General features: G+C 36.9%; 26 protein-coding genes and 1 other annotated feature. Of the genes, 7 read left to right on the forward strand and 19 right to left on the reverse strand.

Annotated features, from left to right (window positions below):
• Positions 1-155: 155 nt before the first annotated feature.
• From ispE to B096_RS0108800, 6 genes are all read right to left on the reverse strand, one after another.
• Positions 156-1016: a 4-(cytidine 5'-diphospho)-2-C-methyl-D-erythritol kinase gene (gene ispE / locus B096_RS0108775; RefSeq protein ID WP_018580359.1), complete on the reverse strand. Its 861-nt coding sequence runs from the start codon at positions 1014-1016 to the stop codon at positions 156-158.
• Complete coding sequence (gene rsmA / locus B096_RS0108780) at positions 1009-1821, reverse strand: 16S rRNA (adenine(1518)-N(6)/adenine(1519)-N(6))-dimethyltransferase RsmA (RefSeq protein WP_018580360.1); 813 nt, start codon at positions 1819-1821, stop codon at positions 1009-1011. The genes ispE and rsmA overlap by 8 nt, the downstream gene beginning before the upstream one ends.
• The gene (rnmV, locus tag B096_RS0108785; protein ID WP_018580361.1) at positions 1805-2362 is read right to left on the reverse strand and encodes a ribonuclease M5; all 558 of its coding nucleotides are present in this window, start codon (positions 2360-2362) and stop codon (positions 1805-1807) included. Before rnmV ends, rsmA begins: the two co-directional genes overlap by 17 nt.
• 96 nt (positions 2363-2458) lie before the next feature.
• Positions 2459-3265 carry a 3D domain-containing protein gene (locus tag B096_RS0108790; RefSeq protein WP_018580362.1) on the reverse strand — a complete coding sequence of 269 codons (807 nt, stop codon included), beginning with the start codon at positions 3263-3265 and terminating at the stop codon, positions 2459-2461.
• Between the two features lie 163 nt (positions 3266-3428).
• Entirely contained in the window at positions 3429-3896 is a 468-nt protein-coding gene (locus tag B096_RS0108795; RefSeq protein WP_018580363.1) for a QueT transporter family protein, read from the reverse strand.
• 313 nt (positions 3897-4209) lie between these two features.
• Positions 4210-5571 carry an aldehyde dehydrogenase gene (locus B096_RS0108800; protein WP_018580364.1) on the reverse strand — a complete coding sequence of 454 codons (1362 nt, stop codon included), beginning with the start codon at positions 5569-5571 and terminating at the stop codon, positions 4210-4212.
• Positions 5572-5662: 91 nt separating this feature from the next.
• Positions 5663-5901: a binding site (T-box leader), on the forward strand.
• A gap of 33 nt (positions 5902-5934) precedes the next feature.
• On the opposite strand from B096_RS0108800, the gene B096_RS0108805 reads away from it, so the two are divergent.
• From B096_RS0108805 to B096_RS0108820, 4 genes are read left to right on the forward strand one after another with little or no spacing between them, the layout of a single operon-like run.
• On the forward strand, positions 5935-7119 hold the full coding sequence (locus B096_RS0108805) for a M20 family metallopeptidase (protein ID WP_018580365.1): 1185 nt from the start codon (positions 5935-5937) through the stop codon (positions 7117-7119).
• Positions 7112-8173, forward strand: a complete 1062-nt coding sequence (locus tag B096_RS0108810; protein ID WP_018580366.1) for a methionine ABC transporter ATP-binding protein — start codon at positions 7112-7114, stop codon at positions 8171-8173. The genes B096_RS0108805 and B096_RS0108810 overlap by 8 nt, the downstream gene beginning before the upstream one ends.
• A complete protein-coding gene (locus B096_RS0108815; protein ID WP_018580367.1) occupies positions 8166-8846 on the forward strand; it encodes a methionine ABC transporter permease in 681 nt (226 codons plus the stop codon). The genes B096_RS0108810 and B096_RS0108815 overlap by 8 nt, the downstream gene beginning before the upstream one ends.
• 10 nt (positions 8847-8856) lie before the next feature.
• Complete coding sequence (locus tag B096_RS0108820) at positions 8857-9645, forward strand: MetQ/NlpA family ABC transporter substrate-binding protein (protein WP_018580368.1); 789 nt, start codon at positions 8857-8859, stop codon at positions 9643-9645.
• Between the two features lie 32 nt (positions 9646-9677).
• Here B096_RS0108820 and B096_RS0108825 read toward each other — a convergent pair whose 3' ends face one another.
• From B096_RS0108825 to mnmG, 13 genes are all read right to left on the reverse strand, one after another.
• Positions 9678-10463: a TatD family hydrolase gene (locus tag B096_RS0108825; RefSeq protein WP_018580369.1), complete on the reverse strand. Its 786-nt coding sequence runs from the start codon at positions 10461-10463 to the stop codon at positions 9678-9680.
• A 51-nt stretch (positions 10464-10514) separates the two neighbouring features.
• Positions 10515-11855, reverse strand: coding sequence for a tRNA uridine-5-carboxymethylaminomethyl(34) synthesis GTPase MnmE (gene mnmE / locus B096_RS0108830; RefSeq protein ID WP_018580370.1), 1341 nt, complete (start codon positions 11853-11855; stop codon positions 10515-10517).
• Between the two features lie 42 nt (positions 11856-11897).
• Positions 11898-12449, reverse strand: a complete 552-nt coding sequence (locus tag B096_RS0108835) for an SIR2 family NAD-dependent protein deacylase (protein WP_018580371.1) — start codon at positions 12447-12449, stop codon at positions 11898-11900.
• A 25-nt stretch (positions 12450-12474) separates the two neighbouring features.
• On the reverse strand, positions 12475-13419 hold the full coding sequence (locus B096_RS0108840; RefSeq protein ID WP_018580372.1) for a nucleoside hydrolase: 945 nt from the start codon (positions 13417-13419) through the stop codon (positions 12475-12477).
• 57 nt (positions 13420-13476) lie between these two features.
• Entirely contained in the window at positions 13477-13992 is a 516-nt protein-coding gene (locus tag B096_RS0108845) for a hypothetical protein (RefSeq protein WP_018580373.1), read from the reverse strand.
• Positions 13993-14082: 90 nt separating this feature from the next.
• Positions 14083-14952, reverse strand: coding sequence for a ParB/RepB/Spo0J family partition protein (locus B096_RS0108850; protein ID WP_018580374.1), 870 nt, complete (start codon positions 14950-14952; stop codon positions 14083-14085).
• Positions 14936-15733 carry a ParA family protein gene (locus B096_RS0108855; protein WP_018580375.1) on the reverse strand — a complete coding sequence of 266 codons (798 nt, stop codon included), beginning with the start codon at positions 15731-15733 and terminating at the stop codon, positions 14936-14938. Before B096_RS0108855 ends, B096_RS0108850 begins: the two co-directional genes overlap by 17 nt.
• A gap of 29 nt (positions 15734-15762) precedes the next feature.
• Entirely contained in the window at positions 15763-16518 is a 756-nt protein-coding gene (gene noc / locus B096_RS0108860) for a nucleoid occlusion protein (protein WP_018580376.1), read from the reverse strand.
• Complete coding sequence (rsmG, locus tag B096_RS0108865; RefSeq protein WP_018580377.1) at positions 16511-17227, reverse strand: 16S rRNA (guanine(527)-N(7))-methyltransferase RsmG; 717 nt, start codon at positions 17225-17227, stop codon at positions 16511-16513. Before rsmG ends, noc begins: the two co-directional genes overlap by 8 nt.
• Before the next feature lie 184 nt (positions 17228-17411).
• Positions 17412-17702: a hypothetical protein gene (locus B096_RS10090; RefSeq protein ID WP_156813137.1), complete on the reverse strand. Its 291-nt coding sequence runs from the start codon at positions 17700-17702 to the stop codon at positions 17412-17414.
• Positions 17663-19855, reverse strand: a complete 2193-nt coding sequence (locus B096_RS0108875; RefSeq protein WP_018580379.1) for a hypothetical protein — start codon at positions 19853-19855, stop codon at positions 17663-17665. Before B096_RS0108875 ends, B096_RS10090 begins: the two co-directional genes overlap by 40 nt.
• 145 nt (positions 19856-20000) lie before the next feature.
• Positions 20001-20960 (reverse strand): Gfo/Idh/MocA family protein, encoded by a 960-nt coding sequence (locus B096_RS0108880; protein WP_018580380.1) that lies wholly within the window; start codon positions 20958-20960, stop codon positions 20001-20003.
• Between the two features lie 11 nt (positions 20961-20971).
• Entirely contained in the window at positions 20972-22822 is a 1851-nt protein-coding gene (mnmG, locus tag B096_RS0108885) for a tRNA uridine-5-carboxymethylaminomethyl(34) synthesis enzyme MnmG (RefSeq protein ID WP_018580381.1), read from the reverse strand.
• A 142-nt stretch (positions 22823-22964) separates the two neighbouring features.
• Here mnmG and B096_RS0108890 point away from each other — a divergent pair, with 142 nt between their 5' ends.
• From B096_RS0108890 to B096_RS0108900, 3 genes are all read left to right on the forward strand, one after another.
• Positions 22965-23336, forward strand: a complete 372-nt coding sequence (locus B096_RS0108890; RefSeq protein ID WP_018580382.1) for a GntR family transcriptional regulator — start codon at positions 22965-22967, stop codon at positions 23334-23336.
• Entirely contained in the window at positions 23320-24210 is an 891-nt protein-coding gene (locus tag B096_RS0108895) for an ABC transporter ATP-binding protein (RefSeq protein ID WP_018580383.1), read from the forward strand. The genes B096_RS0108890 and B096_RS0108895 overlap by 17 nt, the downstream gene beginning before the upstream one ends.
• Positions 24211-24289: 79 nt before the next feature.
• Entirely contained in the window at positions 24290-26188 is a 1899-nt protein-coding gene (locus B096_RS0108900; protein ID WP_244264591.1) for an ABC transporter permease, read from the forward strand.
• Positions 26189-26230 lie beyond the last annotated feature (42 nt).

Raw genomic sequence — 26230 nt, forward strand, 5'->3', positions numbered from 1 at the left:
TGACCGCCTCCGCAACCATTTTAACACATTTCAAACTGTTTCATTCGGTAAAACCGTCATATTTCATAAAAGTAAACGTAAAGTATAGGTGATATGTCCCTAAAAGTGTGTTTTAAAATCAACTTTTAAAAAAAATCAAAAAAAAGAGTTGCACATTATTCCGTCAACTCTTTATAATCGTGTGCTTTTAAAATTTTCCCATACTTTACAAAAGGATAATCTAACACGAGCGCTTCGTACGCTTCCATAACTTTTTCTTTATTGTTTGATAATCCATAAATGGATGTTCCACTTCCACTCATACAAACACCTTCAAGCCCCTGTTTCTCAAGAATTCGCACTACTTTTTTAAGTCGTGTGTTTCGTTTGATTACTGGACGTTGAAAATCATTGTGAGTATTCTCAACTAAAGATTCATAGTCATTTTTATGAATCGCCTCTAAGCAGCGATTAAACATCTTTAAATCTGTAAAATCTTTAAATCGCTTTAAAAAGGATTTCGTACTGACACCAAAACTCGGTTTAATAATTAAGTAGTATAGATCCATGTCGAGATTTAAAGGGGTTAATACATCCCCAATTCCTTCTACAACCATTGGTTGGTTAAAGAGGCAATAAGGAGTATCTTCGTCGATTTGACGAGCAATATCGATCAGTGCTTCATCAGTAAGATTCAATTGGTACATTTCGTCAATCATTCGAATTACACAGGCAGCATCAGCACTCCCACCCCCGAGACCTGCTTGTGCTGGAATATTCTTCACAATACGAACCTTAAAGTTATCCTCAAGATTAAATTGACGTTTCATAATCATGAGCGCCTTAAAAACCGTATTGCGTTTATCATTGGGTAAATATGTTTTGTCTGTTTCAATATGCATTGTTTCATGTTTATCTAAATAAACCATATCAAAAAGATCAATCGGAACAATAATATTCTTGAAATGAAGCATCTTATCGATCCGTTTTTCTGCATGCAAATAAAGTGTTATCTTTGCATACGCTTTTTTACGCATATAAAGCTCCATATAGACGCAAATAATCGTCAAAGGTTAAATAGTCAGCACGAATGTTTGTTTCAAGTCCTAAGGACTCTAAAACACTCGCGTAATCAACTTCTTTATCAATCGTCTTTAAATTGTTCACTAATGTCTTACGTCTGAATTGAAAACATTTCTTTACAAATTCAAAAAATGTTTTCTCATCATAAGGCATGGTTTGATGTTTAGGTGTAAGTTTGATAACAATACTTTCCACACCTGGGCGTGGATGAAAAGACTCTTTTGAAACCTTTAAAACAGTCTTCACATCAAAATAGTATTGCATTTGTATTGAGAGAGAGCTGTAATCTTTCGTTTGTGGATGAGCACCCAAACGATCTGCAATCTCTTTTTGTACCATAATCGTCATCGCCACAATGTCGAGTTCCATGAGTCTAAACAGAATTGGTGTCGTGATGTAATAAGGTAAATTCGCACAGACCGTAATTGGTTCGGTATACATACTTAAGTCTGCTTTTAAAAAGTCTTGATGGATAACATTAACATTGTCATATTCTTCAAGCGTTTCTTGTAAAATCTCAACCATATGGGGATCAATCTCATAGGCGATAACTTTATCGTATGTTTCAGCGAGTTGTTGCGTCAATGCTCCCAATCCAGGACCAATTTCTAATACCGTCCCTCCTGCACCACTTTGTGTTGCGATATTGCGAACGACAGACGGATCAATAATAAAATTTTGTCCGAAATGTTTCTTTGCACGTCGTTCATAACGACGTAATAATTCCATACTTACGGAATAGTTAGCGATTGTCTTCATAATTACTCTCTTTCAAAACCATTAGGCAGTCTGCTTTTGTAATATTAAGCATATTCAAATATTTCAGGCATGATTTCGCATTTGACTTAGGAAAACGGAACGCCTCCGACAACAAATCACGACGCATTGCACTATCCTTCGCGCCACTGAGCCCTAAAGTTTGGAAATCACTGAGCGTTAAAGATTGATTATTCAAAACAAAAGTGGAACAAGCATTCAATGCATCGATAATATCGGCTTTATCTGCATGTTCAATCCCTACTTTTTGTTTTTTCTTTGTTTGCAGGATATGGAGTGATGCATGCTTGCATGAGCCCACTTCCTCAATAATTCGACGTCGGATCATCTCACCCGGTCCATCGGGATCCGTGAAAACAATGATTCCACGTTCCTCATTCATCTTTTTACATAATGCCAAGAAATCAGATGACATGTGTGTACCATTGGACATAATAACATCGGCTTCAACACATTTTAGGATTTTTTCCTTGTCATGCTTTCCTTCTACAACAATTACTTCTTGTATCTTTAGTTTGTTCATGGGTCAATTATATCATGTTTTAAAAACAAAAAAAACCGAGTAAACTCGGTCTTTGTCGATAGGACCTTTGGCTACTTAAGATCCCGATCATTGGCTTTAACAGCCGCCACCCACGCTGATGATCTCAACATGTGCGTTTTGTACAGACCCTTGGGTTACACCCATATTCGATTCTGAACCGACAAATAAGTCGATTTTCGAACCTTGGATGGCACCACCGCGGTCTAATACGATTGCGCGGAACGGTACATTGTACTCAATTCCTTTACCACTTACTGTGTGGTTTGATATTTCAACAATCGAGCACATTGGAATCGCACTCGATGTTGCAATGATGTAATATCCGTTATATGTAATTCCTGGCAACCATGAACCATCACCTTGTTGAACTGCAGTCGTGCTTAAACGAACACCGGCAGCTGTACCACCTTCGCCTGCACTATTCATATTACAGCCTTCACAATCAACACCGTATCGTGTAATACGGCTTGCTTCATAGTAAGCTCCTGCTTGCGCTTTTTGACCACCCTCATAAAGTGTTGGTGTTGTTGGCTCAATAACAGCCGCTTCAGGAATTTCTACACGTGATAACAATTCGTCTTTTATGTTATATGTTTCTTTGTATTTTGTTGTTTTTGTACCACGTACACCATCTTGTGTCTTTGCATAGATCCAACTGGCTCCACCTGACACAACCTCGGAAGCCGCACGTTCTTCAACATTGGGCTCTTCTAAATCTTCAATTTTTTCGCTAATTTTAAACCTATAGGGTTCATCGCTATCTTCAGCGATGTCATTAAGTACTGGATAGGTAATATCCACATTGGCGTCCGCATTCACGGCACATCCACTAATGATTGTTACCATGACCACCATGTAGATAATCACTAAGTATTTCTTCATTAAAATGTCTCCTTTCAAAAAAGACCTGTGAAGAATAGCATAAGAAAATTTGTTTGGCAAATAATTTTGCTTTTCTGTTCTTTGTGAAGACATTGTGAAATTAAAAAACTCACTTAGACAGTGAGTTTTTGAGTTTTATGCATAATTGTGGGAAATTATGTGATTATCCAAATATTTCTTGCATCTTAGCATTTTTCTTAAGTGGCTTAACAAGGAATAATCCAGGGATAAATGTCGCAATAAATTCCCCTAAAAATACCCATCCCATGGCTGGTAAGTAAGGAACCTCAAGAACATACCCAAGCATTGCACCTACGATAAGACCGTTAACAATTGCTGGCCACACTAGAGCAAGATGATCATCTTTTGTTAAACTCATTAACAAGCATGTAATTGATGTCGCAAGTGTTCCAAAAATTACATCCATAATCCCCGCATCACTCACAAAATTTGCAAGAAGACACCCTAAAATAAGTCCATATGAATGTTTACGATTAAACAATACTAGAATCAACATGATTTCCGATACACGAACTTGCATAAAACCATATGAAATAGGTTTTAGTAAAACTGTAACTGCAATATATACTGCTGCAATTAATGCCTCTAAGGCTAAATCTTTCGTTTTCATATTATTACCTCTCTTAATATTGTTTGTATTATATCATAAGTCGTTATCTTTAATTATTTTTTTGTGGATTCGGAACCGGACCAAATTGTATCACGGGATAAAATTCACTGTCAATTTAGCTATTTTCTTTCCTTATTATATATAGAGATTTTTTTAGTAAAACATTCTTGCTTTTTTACCGCATTAATTTATTCTTTAATTTATGGATTTTTTATAAAATATCTCGCCATTATTCTATTTGATGATAAAGGTATGACTCATAAGATTATGTTATTGGTAACGTTGATGTATTTTTTATATGACTAAGTTTTTCTTATCTAAAGATTTTCTTGATTAGATTATATTTTCTTTTTTTATACGGTGGATACATGATTGAAAGTGATACACAATTTGATGCTTTCATAATCGATTTACAATTTGAAAACACCTCAAAACTGGAAAAGCCATGATATTTACCAATTCCTGAATTACCAACACCACCAAAAGGAAGATTCTCATTTACAAGATGGAGAATCGTATCGTTAATACACCCACCACCAAACTGTATTCGATTTAGAATTGATTGTTGTTCTTCAAAAGAATCAGTAAATAGATATAACGATAGTGGTTTAGGATTTTTTTCAATGATTTGATATGCTTCTTCTAAATGATCAAAAGTCATAATTGGTAAAATGGGACCAAAAATTTCTGCTTCCATAATTTGTCCCTCCGGTTCTTTAAGAAATAACAAGGTTGGCTCAATATATGTCCCTTCACTTGCCCCACCATACACAATATCTCGATGATGTGCTGTTATGAGCGTTTTAAGGCGTTCTGCGTGCTTTAGATTCACGATTCGACCGTAATCCTTGTTATTCTTAATATCATCCCCATACATGCGTCTAATTTCGTCAATCAGAGCATCAATAAACACTTCTTTTTGATCTTTTTCCACAAGCACGTAGTCGGGTGCAACACAGGTTTGTCCATTATTTAAAAACTTACCCCAAACGATGCGCTTAGCACTTTCTCGAATATTTGCATTTTGAGTTACAATACACGGACTTTTTCCACCTAATTCCAATACTACCGGCGTCAAATGTTCTGCTGCGCTTTTCATCACAATTTTACCCACTTGTGTGCTTCCGGTGAAAAATATGAAATCAAAGGGATGTTTAAGCAGTGCTTTATTTACGGTTACATCTCCTTCCACAACTGCGATATATTCTGGAGGGAAATAAGCTGTAATCATGTTCTTAATTACCGAAGAAATCGTCGGTGTAAGTTCAGATGTTTTAATAATTGCTGTATCGCCCGCTGAGATTGCTCCAACAAGGGGTACAAGGACTAATTGCAAGGGATAGTTAAAAGGTCCTATAATCAAAGTATTACCTAGCGGTTCATATAGTTTAAAACTTTTTCTTCCCGCAAGAACCCAAGGCGTCTTAACCCGTTGTGGTTTCATCCATTGTTCAATATTTTTTTTTGCTTCCCTTATCGCGCGGTAAACAACCGCTACTTCTGTCGTATAGACTTCCATTTTCGGTTTTGATAGGTCTACTTCAAATGCGCTATATAGTTCCGCTTCGTAAGCCTTTAAAGCATTTTCTAAACGGTTTAACGCATCTTTACGGAATAAAATTGGCTTTGTAATTTGAGATTTGAAAAAATTCTGTTGTGCTTCAAATAATGTCATGGTGGTCACACTCCTTAGGTACATCATAAGGTACAAGGGGTGAAATGTTAAATGAATTGGTTGACAAATATTTTTTTTTAGTTGATAATAATGAAAAGCAATGAAAAGGAAAGTAAGTCCGTGAAAGTTTTTACAGAGAGTCTGAGATGGTGAGAGCAGATGAATGGAAACGTACTGAAAATGGCCTTGGAGCTGTATAGTTGAATTCGAAAGATTTAGGCTATGCCGTATTCGCCCGTTAAAGCGATAGAGTTTGGTAGAACTTGAAGAGGTTAATATCGTAAGGTATTAATAAATTAAGGTGGTAACATGAGCACGCTCATCCTTTGGGATGGGCGTTTTTTATTTGTCAGGAGGAAGTATATGAATAAAATCATAGAGACAGCCGTATTAAATCGAATTGATCAATATAAAGCATTATCGTGTGATATCCATGCACACCCCGAGATTTGTAATGAAGAAGTTTATGCATGCGACCGTTTAAGCTCCTTATGTGTGCAGGAGGGTTTTGCTGTCACAGTTGACGTGGCAGGTCATCATACCGGTTTTGATGCCCGTTATGTTTCGAAAAAGCCAGGTCCAGTCATCGTCTTTCTTGCTGAATATGATGCATTACCTGGACTCGGTCATGCTTGTGGACATAACCTCTTTGGGGTCACTTCAATTCTTGCTGCGACAGCACTTAAATCGGTAATTGATCGCGTTGGCGGAGAAGTTCGTATCTACGGGACGCCTGGTGAAGAAGGTGGCGAGAACGGAAGTGCGAAAGGAAGCTTTGTACGTGAACATTACTTTGATGATGTGGATGCCGCTTTATGTGTCCATCCGGGTCATTTGCACAGTCTAACGGTTGAAACACTCGCCAATGATCCTGTTGATGTTGCCTTTTACGGAAAACCCAGTCATGCCGCAGCTGCTCCTGAACTCGGTATCAACGCATTGGATGCCTTAATTCAAGTCTTCAATTCAACAAACGCCATGCGAGAGCATTTTCCCAAAGATGTTCTAATTCACGGAATTATAACGGATGGTGGTATCGCCCCCAATATCGTTCCAGAATATGCAAAAGGACGTTTTTACCTCCGAGCTCAATCTCGCACAACCCTTAGCAAAGTCACGAAACGCTTTGAGGACATTGTTAGAGGTGCAGCATTAGCAACAGGATGTGAATACAAATTCGGTTTATTCCAAAACAGTGTTGACGATACCATCCTTACCCCTTCTTTTGACAAGCTCTACCTTAAACATCTTCAAAATTTCGGATTTGATGTTGTCCACCGCGACGGTTCAACCTTTGGTTCCAGTGACGTGGGGAACGTGAGCTATGTTGTTCCGACAATACAGCCAACCATCAATATTTCTGATACCTTTATCGCTGGCCATAGTCCTGAGTTTCGTGAAGCAGCTTGCAGTGAACAAGGACTTAACTCTATCGCACTTGGCGCACAACTTCTTGCTTTAACCGCTTTGGATTTGATTCAAGATCCAGCACTTCTTAAAGCCATCCAAAAAGAACACCAAGAAAGGATTGAAAACAAACATGATTGAACTCCAAAATATAAGTAAAACCTTCAGTACCAAAGAACATCAGGTACATGCATTAAAGAATGGATCCCTGCATATTGAAAAGGGAGAAATATTTGGCGTAATCGGCTTTAGTGGTGCCGGAAAAAGTACTTTGGTACGCTGTATTAACTTGCTTGAAGTGCCTACTTCTGGAAATGTAATTGTAAATGGAACACATCTAAATCCCGACTTTTCAAAATCGAACTATCAAAAGCAACGAGAACAAGTTAAAGTCTTGCGCCAACAACGGCAAAAAATAGGTATGATATTCCAACAATTCAACCTCATGCGGTCTCGTACAGTCTTCCAAAACATTGCATTCCCCCTTAAAAATCAAAAGCTTTCACACGATGAAATGAAGACAAAAGTTGAGAACTTGTTAGAGTTAGTTGGTCTTGAAGACAAAGCAGGCGCTTACCCAAGTCAATTATCCGGCGGGCAGAAGCAACGTGTGGGTATTGCACGTGCACTTGCTAACGACCCTGATATTCTCTTATGTGATGAAGCGACAAGTGCCTTAGACCCCCAAACAACCAAAACAATCCTCAAATTGCTCAAAAAGGTTAATAAAACCCTCGGTATTACCATTGTAATCATTACCCATGAAATGGACGTCGTCAAAGATATTTGCGATCGTGTCGCCGTTATGGAAGACGGGGAAATCAAGGAGGTTAATACCGTTAAAGCTATCTTTGTGAATCCTCAAGCACAAATTACCAAAGATTTTGTTGATACAACCACCAACACCGCAGAAACGATTGAACTCTTTAAAACAAATCCTGAGGTCTTAAACTTACAGTCCGACCAAGAGTTAATAAAAATTGATTTTATCGGCTCGAGCACACGCGATTCCATCATTTCAGAAATATCTCAACAATTTGAAGTCAACGCAAGCATCATCCACGCTAATATCGAGATTGTGCAAAACGATATTGTCGGAACCATGATTGTTATTCTCTCTGGAGCACGAAAAATCGAAGCATTAAATTATTTACATCAATTAGATTTAAACGTGGAGGTGATTAATAATGACTAATATAATTCAACAATGGGTTCCAAATTTAGTTCAATATTGGCCTGAGTTTATTGAAAGTATCCAACAGACACTGTACATGTTAACAAAAGCAGGAATCTATTCAATTATTGCAGGGTTGTTCTTCGGAGTTGTCTTGGTGATGACTCGAGAAGATGGCTTAAAACCAAATCGTATGCTTTATACTCTCTTGGATACATTTGTAAACATCTTTCGGTCGATACCTTTTGTAATTTTATTAACTGCCCTCATTCCCGTTACTAAAATAATATCCGGCACCGCAATCGGTGTCGAAGGTACCATCTTCCCCCTCGTCGTAGGATGTACGCCATTTTTTGTTAGACAAGTTGATTTAAGTCTATCAGAAATTGATCGCGGTCTCATTGAGGCGGCACAGTCGATGGGACTCTCATCATTTCAAATCGTCACGCGTGTCTATTTGCGTGAAAGCATTCCTTCGCTAGTCCGTTCAACAACCATAACCCTTATTAGTCTACTGGGCCTTACAACCCTCGGTGGTGTTGTTGGGGGTGGCGGGCTTGGCGATTATGTCATTCGTTACGGTCATAATAAGTATAATACCGATATTTCAATCGTGGCAGTACTTGTTATTCTCATCTTTGTTTCAATCATACAGATGATTGGAAATTATATTATTAAGAAAACAACACACTAAGGAGCAAATTATGAAAAAAACACTTATTATATTACTAACATTATTAGTACTTACAGGCTGTGGTTCAAAACCTAAAGATAAGGTTGTGCGAATTGGTCTTCATGGCGGTGACCAAACTAAAAGTTGGAACTATGTTGTGGACCAAGCAGCTCAGGAAGGCATTAACATCGAATTGGTTTATTTTTCTGATTATCCCCAACCTAATGCAGCTTTGCACTCGAAAGAAATTGATATGAACGCCTTCCAACATCATATTTATTTGGAGGATGAAAGCCAACAAAATGGTTATGATCTTACTGCTGTTGCCGATACATTTTATTCACCACTCGGACTTTACTCTAAATCGATTAAAAATCTATCTGAATTAAAAGATGGCGATAAAATCGCAATTCCAAGTGATCGTACAAACGGTGCACGTGCCCTTCAATTACTTCAAACGCATGGTCTCTTAAAACTCAACGACGCAAAGCTTCCGGATAAAAAGGATATTGTCGAAAACCCTCATAATTTTGATATCTTCGAATTAGAAGCATCAAATCTCCCAGGTGCACTTGGAGAAATTCCTCTAGCTGCAATCAATTCTGGAATTGCCGTTGATGCTGGCTTCACACCAAGCCGTGACGCGATTGAACTTGAGGCCTTAACAGAAGATAATGCTGACTATGTCAACCTCATCGCAATCCGTTCCGAAGATAAAGATCGCGATGATTTAAAACGTATTGTGGAAATTTATCAAACTGATGCCGTTAAAGCGTTAATTATTGAAGAAACAAGTGGCGCTTCAGTCCCAGTATTCTAAAAGAAAAAGAGAATCCCACGAGATTCTCCTTTTTATCCTTGAAATAATGTTTGGTAGTTTTTATGAATTTGTGTTTTTACTTCATTCGGTGTTAAATCTTTAAGCTCACCAATCTTTTCTCCCGTATAACAAACAAAGGCAGGTTCATTCCGTTTCCCTCTTTTAGGTACAGGTGCTAAGTAAGGTGAATCAGTTTCTGTCAAAATTCGGTCAATCGGCGCAATCTCCAATACATCACGAACATTTTGCCCGTTTTTAAACGTTAAAATTCCACCAACCCCTATGTAAAATCCTAAATCAAATACTCGGCAAGCATTTTCTACCGTATCGCTATAGCAATGTACAATCCCCTTTGCTTCAACGGGGTGTTGTGTAAGAATATCAAGTACATCTGCCATCGCATTTTGCTCGCCATTTCGAACATGAATCGCAATTGGCTTTTTATGTTCATTGGCAAACTTAATTTGACGTATAAACATTTCTTTTTGTGCTTCCTTATTTGAATCATCCCAATAGTAATCCAACCCAATTTCGCCAATACATACAACTTGAGGATGTTCAAGGTACGCCATCATGCGCTCAAGATCACCATCCTTAGAATCCTTTACATCACAAGGATGGATACCAACCGCGAGATCAAACATTTCTGGTTCATCTTTTGTTTTTTCTAATGCTAATTCAATTTCGTTTATTGACCCGCAAATAATACAAATCTTATCAATCCCTTGTTCCTTTGCATTCAATACAAGTTCATCAAAAGATTCTACAAGTCCTTCCGATGCAATGTGTGCATGGGAATCAATCCAACCATATGCCATATTTTTAACTCCTCATTCTAAGATAATAAAGGCTCCCTTAGGAGCCTTGGTTTATTTACCGAGACAGAAACGCGCGAAAATTTCATCCAACACATTAATATCTTTCTTTGGTTTAACGACTGATGCGAGTTCTATATAAGACTCATTTAAATCAATCGTGACTAAATCAAGTTCCATTCCAAATTCTAACGCTTCAATAGCTCGTTGCATTGCCAAATAACTCTTTTGGACCTGAGCAATATGACGCTCATTTGAGAGCGTTGGCTTGGTAAGTGCTTTTGTATGCTCGACATATCGTTTATTTATCTCATCCACTAGTTCATGAACATCACCGTTTAAGGCACTGACATATAGCGCATCTTCATGACGCTCAACAAGATCTTCTTTGTTATAAACAACGATTCGTTCTTTATCCTTGGTCGCTTCTAATAAATCAAGGTCCTCTTGATCGCGTGGGGCAGAAGCATCGAATACCACAATGACCAACTCAGCGGTCTCCAACGCTTTACGACTTTTTTCAATACCAATTTGTTCAATACGATCACCGGTATCTCGCAATCCAGCAGTATCAACGAGATGCAATGCTACATTCTCTAAGCGTATCCAACCTTCAACCAAGTCTCGAGTTGTTCCTGCGATCTCCGTAACAATTGCCTTATCTTCTTCAAGTAATACATTAAGAATGCTTGACTTACCCACATTCGGTTTTCCAAGAATAACGGTTTTAACGCCTTCTTTCATAATTCGACCACTCTGCGATTCTTTAAGGATTTTACCTAAATCTTCCAGGAATCGTTTTGCTTCCGGAAGAATGATTGATTCCGTCAAGACCTCGACATCATCATACTCCGGATAATCAATATTAACCTCAATATTTGCGATAATTTGGATCAAACGCTCCAAGAAGGGTTCAATTAATTTACGTACATTCCCTTGAACACCTGAAATCGCAAGTTCTTGTGCAAATTCATTAGGAGCCTGTATGAGTTCCATGACAGATTCCGCTTGTGACAAGTCAATACGTCCATTTAAAAAGGCACGTTGCGTATATTCGCCCGGTTCTGCCATGCGCGCACCCACAGAAAGACACAATGCGAGTATTTTTTTGGTTACCAAAACACCACCGTGACAGCTGATTTCAACCACATCTTCACGCGTATAAGTTCGAGGCGCTCTAAAAACGCTGACAAGAACCTCATCAACAACTTGTTGGTTCACGGGATCAATAATATGACCATAATGAACGGTGTGGGAATCAACATTTTCAAGATTACGCGAGAAAATCTTATTGACGGTGTCAATGGCATCGACACCGCTAATTCTTAAAACATTGATGGCACTTTCCTGAAGTGCCGTTATAATTGCTACTATTGTATCTGTTATCATACGCATATTATAGGTAAAAAAAAGAGAATGCGCAATGAATTCTCTTTTTTAATCTTCTTTAAGTGACTTAAGGGTCTCACGAACCTGTTTTTCAGCATTATCTTGAATTTCAATAATTTCAGCGCCATTTGCGTGCGCAATCTCACGAAGGTCAGTTGCGACAGCAGTAAATCGAGATGCCCCAACCACGAGTAGGATATCTCCTTCGCCCAGTGAATCAACTTTTTGGTATGCTCGTTGATAATTTGGGGCAGGATCACCATACAAGACCGGCTTATTAAAAAGTTGATCAGCATAAGCTAATTCATCTTCATCGGGCATGCGACCATGTAGTGCTATGGGTACACTTCCCGCCTTTTCATGCAACCCGTCAATGTTCATTGTTATAACCGGGATATCGTATTCCGCTAAAGCTCGATGTGCATCGTTTGGTTCTGCATTTTTAATCACTTTGAAGAGTGAAGCAATCGTTTCACGATACAATTCGGGATGGTGTGTCGCAAAACTACGATGCAAACGATCACGTATCTCGGGTTGCTCCATAAATGTATTAATTCCCGAAGCCTTACTAATTCCAGCTCCTGTAAATGCCAATATCATCCAACCACTCCTTTTGTCTATTGTATCATGAGATGGATTCAATGAGTGAATCAATATCGCTAATTAAACGATCCTTAAAGGCTTCGATATTGGCATCCAGAGCGACCCAAACATTAGGCATTTTATTTTTATTGTATGCTTCAAGATCAAGTACAGTTCGTCCTTTTTGTGTTGAATCGTTAAGAACGTCTAAGTTGACACATACTCCTTCAACCACTGTATCGTCTAAAGCAACCACCGCAGCAAGGGGATCATGAAGTGCACACCCGCCCCACGATGGATATGATTTTTTATAAGCCTTAAAATAATAATCTACAATTTGGTATAGTTTTGGGGCTTTTTCTTCCCAGTGTTTTAAATCCTGTTTGGTGAAAATGGCTCGATTTGTGACATCAAGACCAATCATAGTTATGGGTACCGAACTTCGTAAAACGATCTTACTGCTTAGATCGTCTTGTGCAATATTAGCTTCCGCAAAAACACTGACATTTCCTGGAACGCCGAAGGCTCCCCCCATAAGAACTAACTTCCCAATTGATTCCATAACTTGTGGATTACGTTCAATTGCCTTGGCTACATTGGTCAACGGCCCCGAAGCAATGATTACAAGATCTTTGCCGTATTTCTTGGCAGATTCCAGCAAAAAATCTACTGCATGTTTCTGTTCCTTTTGAATTGGTGATGTAGAAAGTTCTACATTACCAAGTCCATTTTGACCATGAAACAGAATGCCTCCCGCTAAATGTTCATACTTTTCATCACGGCGCGCATGGGTACAGCCTTGATATACAGGTACATCATGACGCTTAAAATAATTTAAGAGATTTAATGTATTTTGAGTTGCACTCGCAACATCGATATTACCATAAACCGTTGTAATCCCTAGCAAATTAATGTTTGTTTGTGCACACATGTATGCGATTGAGATTGTATCGTCTATACCTGTATCCACATCTAAAATATATTTCATTTCATCCCCCTCTTTGATTATAACTAATTATTAACAACTAAAACAATCCACTTTATACTATGGTTTTTCACAGACCATCTGCTGTTTGAGTGCCAATTCGTGAATACCTTCTATACTCGGAGAACGATCAATCCAAGGTGTATACCCTTTAATTGTGTTGCCATCAAAAATAATATCTACCGCTCCGGATATTAGGTATTCTGGCTTGTACTCTTTCGCTTTCGTTTCACTATTCTCTTGTTCAATATTCACCACAAAGACTTGTGCTTGTGCCGTTTTATTACCACCTAAGCACATATCAAGTGGATTCAGTCGAAAGGAAAGGATTGTTTTTGTGTCAACTAATTCTTGGTAATATTGTGTTGCATTCGCATACATGGCATCAAACAACTCTGTCTCAGATATTGCGACGTTGGTAACGTTACTGGTTTCATTATTGATATTATCTGTCGCAGTTGTTTGTTGATATATAAAAATACCTAGAACTACAATAAAAAGAATTAAAGCAACTCTTAATAATATTTGGTTTTTTTTATTCGATTTATCTAATATTTCATGTCGTTTTTGTATCATGAATCCACCTCTAACTTTACGATATCATTATCATTTTATCGATACGAGAAATTACCATGAAAGATGTAAAAAGGACGCGTTGGCGTCCTCTTATTCAATAATATCAAGCAATTCTAAAATACGGTTTAAATCTTCATCATCATCAAATGAAATGGTAACTTTATTGTTGGTGATGTTAACACGTGTTTGTAGACGGCGCTCAAAAAGTGATTGCGCATACTCGTATTCCTTATTGCGAACCTTTGGTTCAATGGGTTTAACATCTTCTTTATTAATGAGACGTTCTGCTTCTCGAACCGATAATTTTTTGTTATATATTTCTTCAGCAATACGCTCAATTTCTTTTGGATCTTCAATTGTTACTAATGGGCGAACATGACCCATGGTTAATTTATTTTCACTAACCATTTCTTGAACCGATTTTGGAAGTCTTAGCAGACGAAGTAAGTTCGTAATATGACTTCGAGACTTGCTTACACGCTTTGCAACTTCTTCTTGGGTTAAGCCCAAACGATCAATAAGGGAACTGTATCCCATCGCTTCTTCAATAACATTTAAATCTTCACGTTGAACATTCTCAATGATCGCAATTTCCATCATCTGTGAATCATCGAAATCAACCACGATTGCGGCAATTTCATCAATTTTGGCACGCTTTGTTGCACGTAATCGGCGTTCACCAGCAACCAGTTCGTAACCTTTGTTGGTTTCTCGAACTAAAATCGGTGTGAAAAGTCCATGAGTTGAAATTGATTGTGATAATTCTTGTAACTTGTCTTCGTCAAAATGACGACGAGGTTGATAAGGATTCGTACGAATATCTTTTACTTTAAGGCTTGTTTTTACCCCAGTAAATTCATCATTATTGCCTTGTTGGATATCTTCTAGAACTGATGTTACATCATCACCGAAGATTGCACCAAGTCCACGACCTAATCGATTACTATCTTTCTCTGCCATTCGAGTCACTCCGTTTCTTATTATATGATAAGACTTCTTTCGCTAGAGATGCATATGCTTTAGCGCCTTCCGATTTTAAATCATATTCGAAGATTGAGTTTCCACGAGAAGGAGCTTCAGACAACTTAACATTTCTAGGGATATTACTCTTATAGACACGTTCTTTAAAATATTTACGAACTTCTTGTTGAACTTCCACACTCAATCGAGTACGTACATCAAACATCGTAAGTAAAACGCCTTCTATTTTTAAATCTGGATTAAACAGCTTTTGTACGAGGCGGATTGTAGATAATAACTGTGTTAATCCTTCCAATGCATAATATTCACATTGCACAGGTATAATGACTGAATCCGCAGCCGTCAATGCATTTGTATTCAAAAGTCCCAATGATGGCGGACAGTCTATAATTATATAATCATAGTCTTCCTTTGCCTTAATCAATTTATTCTTTAAAAGACGTTCACGACCAATCTTGAATTCAACCATTTCCAGGTCTGCACCCGCAAGATCAATCGTTGCAGGAATTAAATCCATGGGTGGAGTATTCAAAGTCATTTTAATGTCACTTACTTCTTTTTCAGAAAGAATTAAATCATAGGTACTATCTTTAATGGCCATTCTATTTGCACCGACACCTTGTGATGCATTTCCTTGGGGGTCAAGGTCAACTAATAGAACTTTTTGGCCAAGGTAGGCTAAACCGGCTGATAAATTTATACTTGTCGTAGTTTTACCAACGCCACCTTTTTGGTTAGCTACAGCGATTATTTTCCCCATTGACTCACATCCTTTGTTATATTCTTAGGTTATTTAGGGAAGCGTACCGTGATGATAACCTCATCATCCGTTTCTTCCATATCATGTTTTACCGTAATTCCTGTTTTCTCGATCATGCCGATTGATTGTTTAATTGTATTAATTCCAATCTTAATATGTTGAGAGATACCACGTGTTACAACTTTTTTCTTGCGTGGTTTGTTAATGAGCGTTTCCGTTTCTTTAACATTTAGTTTTTTATTCAGAATTTCATCTAAAACTTCTTCAGTTTTTTCTTTTTCAACACTGAGTAATGCACGCGCATGACGTTCTGTAATCTTACGCTCACCCAATGCCTCAAGTACTGGCTCCGGCAATTCAAGGAGTCTAATTTTATTGGCAATTGCGGATTGTGACTTACCCACTTTTGTGGCTAGTTCTTTTTGAGTGATTTTTTGAATCCTTAAAAGGTCTCGGTATGCTTTTGCTTCCTCTAACACACTTAAGTCTTCACGTTGAATATTTTCAATAAGTGCCAATGTTGCACTCTTATTATCATCAATATTACTGATAATGCATGGAACTTCCGTAAAACCAAACATTCGCATCGCACGATATCGACGTTCACCCGCAATAATTTCATATTCATCTGTCTCGTTCACTTCACGAACTACAATCGGTTGAAGAAGGCCATTTTCACTAATCGATTGTCCCAATTCCAACAAACTCTCATCGTTAAAAGTTAGCCGCGGTTGATTACGGTTAGGTTTAATTTTTTCAATAGCTATTTCTCTACGATCAATCATGGTTCCTCCCAGACAGTGGTGTCTTCTTAATTTTAGCATAACTTCTTGGATACTTATGTGAAGCCGATTTTACTTTAGTAATCTCTAAATTGTAACGGTCACCCATCAGCTCATCACTGAATTTATGAGTTTCAGTCAGTTCTCCGCCGAGAATTTTTATGGCTTTCAAAGAATCTTCATATTCTTCGATTCCTTTCGATCCTTTCATTGCTAAAAATACGCCTCCTACTTTCACAAAAGGAAGGCATAGTTCGCTCAAAATATCGAGATATGCAACAGCACGTGCGGTTGCAACATCAAACGATTCTCGAAGATCACCAATTACATCTTCGGCACGTCCATTAATAACAACAACATTTTTGATTCCACACTCGTTTACAACACGTTCTAAGAAATTGGTGCGTTTCGTTGTTGGTTCAATACATGTAACGTGTACATCTGGTCGCGCGATTGCGAGTACAATTCCCGGAAACCCGGCGCCGCTACCAATGTCAGCAATTCGGCTCTTTTCCTTAATTAATGGTGATATAAGCAATGAGTCATAGAAATGTTTCAAGAAAATCCCTTCATCATCATCAATACCCGTTAAATTTAAGACTTTATTCACTTCTTGAATAAGATTCTTGTACGATAAAAATTGTTGTTTCATATCTTCTGAAACAACAATTCCCAACGCTTCAATTTTACTAATAAATTCTAAAAAATTCATGAAGCCTCCAATTACAATGCTTATGTTATAAACACATTATTATCATATTTGATTCTTACGATTAGAATCTAAACTACGTTGTAATTATAGCGTATTTCCAAGATTTCCACAACAAAACCTCGTGACAAATATTTAGTCAAAAATGCATAAAAGACAGTAAAACACTGTCTTTTATGGTCATATTTTAGATTGTATTTTTCTCCCTTTTCGATAATAATACACAAATACCTAATATTATAAGAGTTACCCCCAATTTATTACGCTCTTTTTGTTGCCCTGTATTGGGAAGAACGCTATGTTTGTCCCGTATTATTTCCCCGGTAATGTCATTCTCATCAAAATTTTGGTTGGTCTTGATGCTTTTTGTTTTAGGAGGTAAAGAATGACTTCTTCTATGTTCTATTTTTGAAGTCTCATCCATCTCGTTTACCTTAGTTAATTCAACTTGTTTTGAATCATTTGTTTCGGCCTCCAAGGGCTTGGTGAAAATTGCGTTTCGCTCATCAATTTAGGAACAGTGATTTCATAAATAATTGCTGATTCCATCGTACTGCTTTGATTTCTTTCCATCTGTTCTAAATCTCTCATAATTTGCATAACCTCACGCTCATGTCTTAGACGATTATCCAAATCTTGCCTTAATGCAGCTTCCAAGTGAATCTTTTTTTCATTCTCAATTGCATTTAAAATAAAATCGGATTCCTCGAACCAATGATGTTGTTCATCACTATCAGAAATTTCAAAGCCATCAATACTCGGTATCATAAACAAATTTTCTTTGTTTTCAACTATAGAACCCTGAACGTCAATCAGATTCAATGTCTGTTCAAGACTGCTTAAGTCTGTAACACGATTAATATCTTTTAGTGCTCCACTCGGGTTGTTGGAATTGATTTCGGAAACTTTAGGGGTGATTGCGTTCCCATCTACATACAAATCAAAGTACTTTGGCTTAAACTGTTCTTCAAACTCAATTTTTCTTACTTCATAAGCAATGCGATTTTTACGATCTTGTTCAAGGATTTGTTCAATATTTTTCCGTTTGATAATCTCGCGTTGCAATAAAGCCTGATAACCGTCTTCTGGTAAAAAACTTGGCTGATCATCAATACTATATCCATCCATAAATACTATTTCTGGTAATAAGATATTCTTGGGTTCTTCGTGTTCCTCTTCTCGGATCACAAAGCTGTCAATCGACAACAACGTTTCATTATCCAACTTTATCGGTGTTTTGGGACTTTCATGCAATATAAACCCTTCGATATCCAAGAGTTCTTCGGGATTGATTTTATTTGCCGATAAAGGTTTGATAACTTCTACAAAAACATCATCTTCTTCTTTTTTAGGTTTGAATGCTTTTTCAATCTCAAAATGCAATGGTTGAATAATGCGGTCAATATACAGTTTAGAATCCGTCGATACACTGAAAAATTTATCTCGTTCACCAACAATTAAGGATGGATTTTTTGATGCATTGACTTTAAACGTCACGTTACTTTGGTTCAAGTCTACCGTTTGCTTGATATGCGTTGGTTGCTCATTCTGTAAAAGATATATATCAAGAACACTGAATTCTTTTGCATCGGGATGGTTTAGAATATTGGGTCCCCACTCAATACTAAATACTTTATCAATGTATCGTTCTACATTAATTTGGGTAATATTCTTAAGTTCAACTTCATCCAAAGTTATCGTTAAATTTGAATTATCAAGATTAAATCGCTTAAGTTTATAGACTGTTTCTAAATCTATTGTCTCTAGATCTTCAAAAATAACATTTCCATCTTTTAGTATTCCTTTGATTTCTTTGTTTTTATCATTAACAAGGATTATTTCTCCAGTTAATAAATTAACGTTTTCTCCCTTGAGAGGGATTATTTTTTGAATCTTTGGACGAATATAGAATGTAAATTCTGAGTCATTAACGATTTTCTTCTCTATCTTTATTAAATCATTATCTTCTGTAATAATATCGAACACATACGGCTTATTTTTTTCATCATATTTATTCGTGATAAATGAATAATTTGAGCGTGATTGCCGCATATTGTGCTTGGTTCGAAGGCTCGACGATTTAACACCGTTTGCTGTAAGTATAAATGGGATTGCTTCAACGTTTTTAATCTCACCTTCCCGAATGACACTAAACTTTATTGTTTGATTTTTAATTCTAATGATATTTAGAATATTATCCGTTTGAATGACACGATATTCTGCATAATTATCTGTATCTTTATGAATCAAAAAACTATATTTCTTATCATATACATTATGAGGTTCGCGTTTTAAATCAAGTGAATCTCTTACGACTAAATTATCAATTGTGATTGTCCTTGTATTTTTAGTTAGATTGGTGATTTTCCCAATTTCAATGGATAAATTATCCTTAACATCCTCCTGCATACTGAGTGTGATTGGTTCATCTCCACTTTCCATCCCAAACCACTGAATGGTGTATGTTTTTGACCCACTTATACAGGAAGTGGGACTGTTACAGATTCCACGCATATTGTTTTGATTGTCCATATTTGGAAATTCAAAACCAACATCAGCATGAATTGATTCAGGATTATAAACTAGAAAAAGTAATGAAAATGCTACAAAAATAAAAACTTTACGTATCATTATATCCCCTCCACAATTAATAGCGTGTTAAATTTTCACACATCACCATACATCTTGTAAAGTAGAAATCTTATATACAACGAATTGTTGTTTATTCGGTTTTTATAGTACATAAAAAAACCGAACCCTATCGGCTCGGTTTTCGTTAATTATTGGCTGTTTTCTGTGCTTTTTCTGCAATACGAACAACATTGAGTGTATGTTCTAAATATCGATCTCGTATTGAATAATCACGTGTTCTGATTGCTTTTTCAAATACTTCAACTTGATAGGACAGACGCGGTTGGTCTTGGATATTAATCATTTCCTTGGAATCTTTGGTGATTATCGTTACCGATTCAATCCCACTAACACTCTCGGGAATGTAAATATATCCTTTTTCACCTTGTATTTGTCCAAAATTTTGAGAAAAACTATCTTTCGCGCCGACACACTCTACGGTCATGTGTGGATAATTCATAACGAGGACGCCTGAAGTATCAATGCCGTTTGAATGTTTATTAGCGTAATACATCACTTCATCCGGCATACCAAAGATACCAACGACGAAGTGAATGTTGTAGATGTTAATGTCTGCAAGTGCTCCACCCGAGTATTTTGGATTAAAGACATTGGGAGTATCACCTGCTAAAAGTGCATCATAACGGCTGGAATATTGACTGAAATTGCATTGAACCATCTTTATATCGCCGATTACTTCTAAGTTCGATTTTATAAAATTATAGTGCGGTAAATGAATATTGCAAATAGCTTCAAAGAGGAAGAGGTCATGCTCTTGGGCATATCGAATTAACCTTTGAGCTCTTTCTTCTGTTTCAACAAATGGTTTTTCTACAATCACATGCTTTCCTGCTTTGAGCGCAGCGAAAGCTTGTTCGTAGTGTAGGCTATTGGGTGATGCAATATAAATTGTATCCACCAATGAATCTGAAAATAAATCATCAAGCTTTGTGTATCGCTTTTCAATTCCAAACCGCTTAGCCAAAGCATCAGCACGACCTTGTGTTCGCGAATAAACGGCTTTAAATGAAACCCCACTAAGATCTTGCGTTGAGGCAATAAATTGCTCAACGATAACACCTGTACCAATTGTTCCAATATTCATGATTTTCCACCCTATCCTTTGTGTTTGAGTACCATAGCAAGTATTGCAATATCGGCTGGATTTACACCTGAAATACGTGATGCTTGTCCCATCGTAACAGGTCTTACTGCCGTTAGTTTTTGACGCCCCTCAATTGATAAGTTTTCAATAGAATCATAATTAATATCTTCTGGCAATTTTATATTTTCCATTGAACGAAGTTTTTCTGCTTCTTTCATGGCTTTTTTGATATAGCCTTCATATTTGATTTCTACTTGGATTTGGAATGCTAAGTCTTTTCGTACTTCCATGTCCATCAGATTTAATACTTCTAACAATTCTATTCCAGGTCGCTTGACCGCATCATAAATCGTTAGGTCATGTGCTTGGAACGGTGAATCTTTTTCTGCAAAATAAGCTTCAAACGCCGCATTATGTGGCAATTTTATTGTCTTACTTGCCTCAATGAATTCATCAATGATTTGAATATCTACTTCTATTTTGCCATATTCTTCATCACTTAACAATCCAATATCATGTCCAAAATGTGATAAGCGACGATATGCGTTATCATGACGTAATAACAAACGATATTCCGCACGGGAAGTAAGTAGACGATATGGCTCCAATGTTCCTTTAGTAACAAGATCATCAAGCATAACACCAATGTACGCTTCATCACGCTTAAGGATTAATGGTTCTTTACCTTGATTTTTAAGGGCCGCATTAATTCCAGCCATCAATCCTTGGCCTGCAGCTTCTTCATAACCAGATGTCCCATTAATTTGTCCCGCTGTAAACAAGTTTTCCACCTTCATGATTTCAAGCGATGGTTTTAACTGAATCGGATCAATTGCATCATACTCGATTGCATAACCGTAGCGTTGAACACGACAGTTTTCCAATCCTGGTACAGTGCGTATCATCGCATCTTGAACATCTTCAGGTAATGACGAGGATAACCCTTGAACATAAGTCGTGTCCAATTCCGCTGACTCAGGTTCTAGGAAAATTTGATGACGCGTTTTATCCGCAAACCGAACAATTTTATCTTCAATTGAAGGGCAATAACGAGCCCCTACACCTTCTACAACACCTGAATACATACTAGACTTCTCTAGATTTGCTTCGATTAATTCATGAGTTGTTGGATTTGTATAGGTTAAGTAACAAGGATATTGTTCTTGAATAACATCCTTTTTCTTTGTACTATTTGAAAAATAATAGGGTTCATCATCACCCGGTTGAATCGTTGTTTTAGAAAAATCAATGCTGTCCGTATAAACACGAGCAGGGGTTCCAGTCTTGAGACGGAATGTTTTTAAACCTAATGAGCGCAAAGATTCTGACAAACTATTCGTTGTCGGATCACCATCTGGACCACTTACCGTAACCGTTGATGAAAGTAAGATTTTTGAACTCATGTAGGTGCCGCTTGTAATGATGACTGCTTTTGCAGCTACAAATTCATCACCTTTACATCGAACACCGGTCACAACGCCATTTTCGGCAACAACGCCTTCTACCATTTTTTGTACAATTTCAATTCCTGGTTCTGCAAGAACGGCATCACGCATTGCGCGTGAATATGCCAACTTATCCGATTGAACACGCAAGCATTGAACACCAGGGCCTTTGCTTGAATTAAGAATTCTAAACTGCAATGCTGTCTTGTCGGCAATTTTACCCATTACTCCGCCAAGCGCTTCAATTTCACGAACAACAATACCTTTTGCAGGACCACCAATGGATGGATTGCAAGGCATTGATGCAATTTTATCTACATTTAACGTAAAGAGTGCAGTCTTTTGACCCATTCTTGCTGAAGCAACTGCTGCTTCAACACCGGCATGACCGCCTCCTACTACAATAACATCATACATATAAAAGCCTCCGTACGTATTTTATCACAATTATACCTTATTCGAGATGATAATGATTTAAGTTCACCCTTTTATTATCGCTTGACACTGAGCTTATGATGTAATACTGTATTAATGTAAGTGGTACAGACAGGAGGTATCTATGTTTACAATTAATACACGGAACACAACACCTATCTTTGAACAGATAATTCAACAGGTTGGTAAGTTTATCGCAATGGGTATTCTCCAGCCACACGAACAGCTTCCTACAGTTCGATCGCTTGCCAAGGAACTAGGGGTCAATCCCAATACCGTTTCAAAGGCTTATCACGAATGTGAGATGAACGGACTTATATACTCACTTCCTGGTAAAGGGTCATTTGTAAGTGAGCATGAAAAAGGCGTCAATAATCTCGTAAATGATGCCTATGAAGAAATTATATCAGCTTATCATAAATTGCGAGAATTAGGCGAAAGCCATGAAACAATACTTAAAACATTAAAGGAGTCCCAAAATGATACAGTTCACTAATGTTAATAAAAAGTTTGATAATAAAGTTATACTTGAAGATATTAATATTACATTCCAAGAAGGGTCTATTATTGGTCTCGTTGGAAAAAACGGATCTGGGAAGTCCACCCTCTTAAGATTGATCAGTGGTGTTTTACATGCGGACGCTGGAGTAGTGCTCATTAATGACGAATTTGTCTATGACAATCCAGCAGTTAAAAAAAATCTTTTCTTTGTTGGTGACGATCCTTTCTTTTTCAGTCAATCCACCATTAAGGATATGCAACAATTTTATAAGGTATTCTACAAGTCTTTTGATGATGCATATTATTATGAACTGCTCGCTCTATTCGGACTTGATGAACACAGCAAGATTAACGCTCTTTCAAAAGGGATGAAACGTCAAGTTTCATTGCTACTTGCACTTGCCTCTAAACCGAAGATTCTGCTTTTGGATGAAGCCTTTGATGGACTTGATCCGATTATGCGTTTTCGGATTAAACAACTCCTCGGCGAAATGATTTTGGATGAAAACGCAACAATAATCATTTCTTCTCATAATCTTAGAGAGCTTGAAGACATTTGTGACACGGTGGCAATCATTGACGATAATAGCATTTTGATGAATCAGGCAACAAATGATTTCGGTGAATTATATCATCGTTACCAAATTGCATTTGAAGAAGAAAAAAATGCAATTAATTTTGATTTTCTTAAACCCTTAAATGTTTCTGGATCAGCACGTATTTTCTCAATTATTCTAAAAGGAAATCGTAATGAAATTGAAACACAATTAAATGCAATGAACCCTTTACTTGTTGAGCACAATGACGTTACTCTGGAAGAAATATTTATCTATGAAATGGAGAACAAGAACTATGAAAACCTTGATTAATTCTCGAATAAATTTTGAATATCTAAAATTTAATTTTAAAAAATATAAAGGCCTCATATTATTTTATACGATTCTGCTGATGACATCTTTTCCTATACCGATACTCATTCGTTGGATCCAGCTGCGTGATACAGACTTTCCCTCGAAATACTCCAATGTTTCCGTCTATATTCCTGTCTTTATTACCCTAATATTATCAATTGTGACCCCGATGATACTCTTTAATTATTTAAATAGTAAAAAATCAGTCGATGTCTTCCACTCACTTCCAATCAAACGAAGTGATCTCTTCTTAACGAACTATGTTTCAACACTCCTCATCATTTTCATTCCTTTCACGCTTGCATACTTCTCAGGTTATGCGTTAAATAATATTCTTTTTCAAACCGCAATTGAGTGGTATCATTTCGAAATTTATTTCCAACTGCTTGCGATTTTCTTTGCTACAACAACACCTGTAATGTTTGTCTTAATGAATACTGGTACGTTGTCGGATGCATTGATTTATACTGTAATTATCTTTATTGCTCCATTCCTTGCATTTGGTGCTTTGGAATTATTCGCATCCACTTTTATTAGAGGATACACATCGATGAGAATGGATTCGCTCGCATTTTTATCACCACCGATATCCGTATTCTTTGGATTAAAGCGTGGTTTTAATCCTTATGATATGGCGCTCTATGCATCCTATTGGTTAATTCTCGGATTGATTTTACTCTCAATTTCATTGGTCATCCATGATGGCCGTAAATCCGAAAAGAGCGAAACTCCTTTTATAAATAATTGGTTCTTCCCGCTCATAATTTATCTTTTCACAGGTATTGTACTTATTTTCCTAATACCATTATTCTCAATGGGTACACGAACGTTATCATTTGGATCTGTAGTAATGCCGCTTCTTATCTCATTGCTTCTATTTACTTTACTTAATATTATTAAAAATCGTTCGTTAAAAAATATGACGCTGATTTTGAAGAACTATACCATCTATGCTGTTATCTTAATGATTTTTTGTATTACAGTTTATAAAAGTAATGGATTCGGTTTTACTTACTATATTCCTAAAATTGATAAGATTGAATCCGTATCGATTACATCTCAGCGTGAATACGACCGGTACAGTGATTCCTATTCCTTAAATAATGCTGGAAATTACCTATTTCAAAACGAGTTAAAAGTAACCCACGAAAACCCAGAATTGCTTGAAATTACAAATGTTTTCCATTATTCTATTGTAAATCAATTGAAAGAAAACGGTAGTCTGATAAGTACTGATCTCAATAAAACCCATGAATATACTCCGATTTATATTGAATATAAGTTAAAAAGCGGAAGTAAGATTAAACGCCTCTTCTATGTTAAAGATGAGCTTTTAAAACCTTTATATCCCGCCGTAAATAATCCCGATACAATAAAAGACACAAATCTTTATTTCAATGAAGATGTTCCCATTAACCAAACATTAATCTTCAATAATAAACTCACAGAAGGTTACCGTTTTATGGGTTCACGCGATCAATTAATTGCGTTGTATAAAGAAGATCTTCTTAATACTACACCTGAACCGAATGGCGAATCCTTAAATTATGTTCTAGCATATAACACAAAAAATTCCTCATTTATGGGTAATAACCTTATAAATATCGATAGTCGTCATCCAAAGACAACACAATATATTCGCGAGAACATCAAACCGCTTGAAAATATGACCAGCAACGTTGTTGTCTATTCAGATGATGTTTTAAATACAATCTATGGTAAAGGTTTTAGTGGACCATTAGACATTGAGCGAAGTGAGCGATTTGATTCGCAATCTGAAGAAGTTCTTGATCTTGAAAAACACATTCAACCAACCGATCGTATTTCATCGTTATTCTTTAATGATAAACCACACCGTGTTTATGGTGTAAATATAGTAATATCTGACTTAGATGTATACTTTGAATATCTATTATCAGTTCAGACAGAATCCTAGTCTGATTAATCAAAAACTTAAGCTCCCAATCTTGAACGATTC

Origin of the sequence: Erysipelothrix tonsillarum DSM 14972 (assembly GCF_000373785.1) — a bacterium.
GTDB classification, from domain to species: Bacteria; Bacillota_I; Bacilli_A; order Erysipelotrichales; family Erysipelotrichaceae; genus Erysipelothrix; species Erysipelothrix tonsillarum.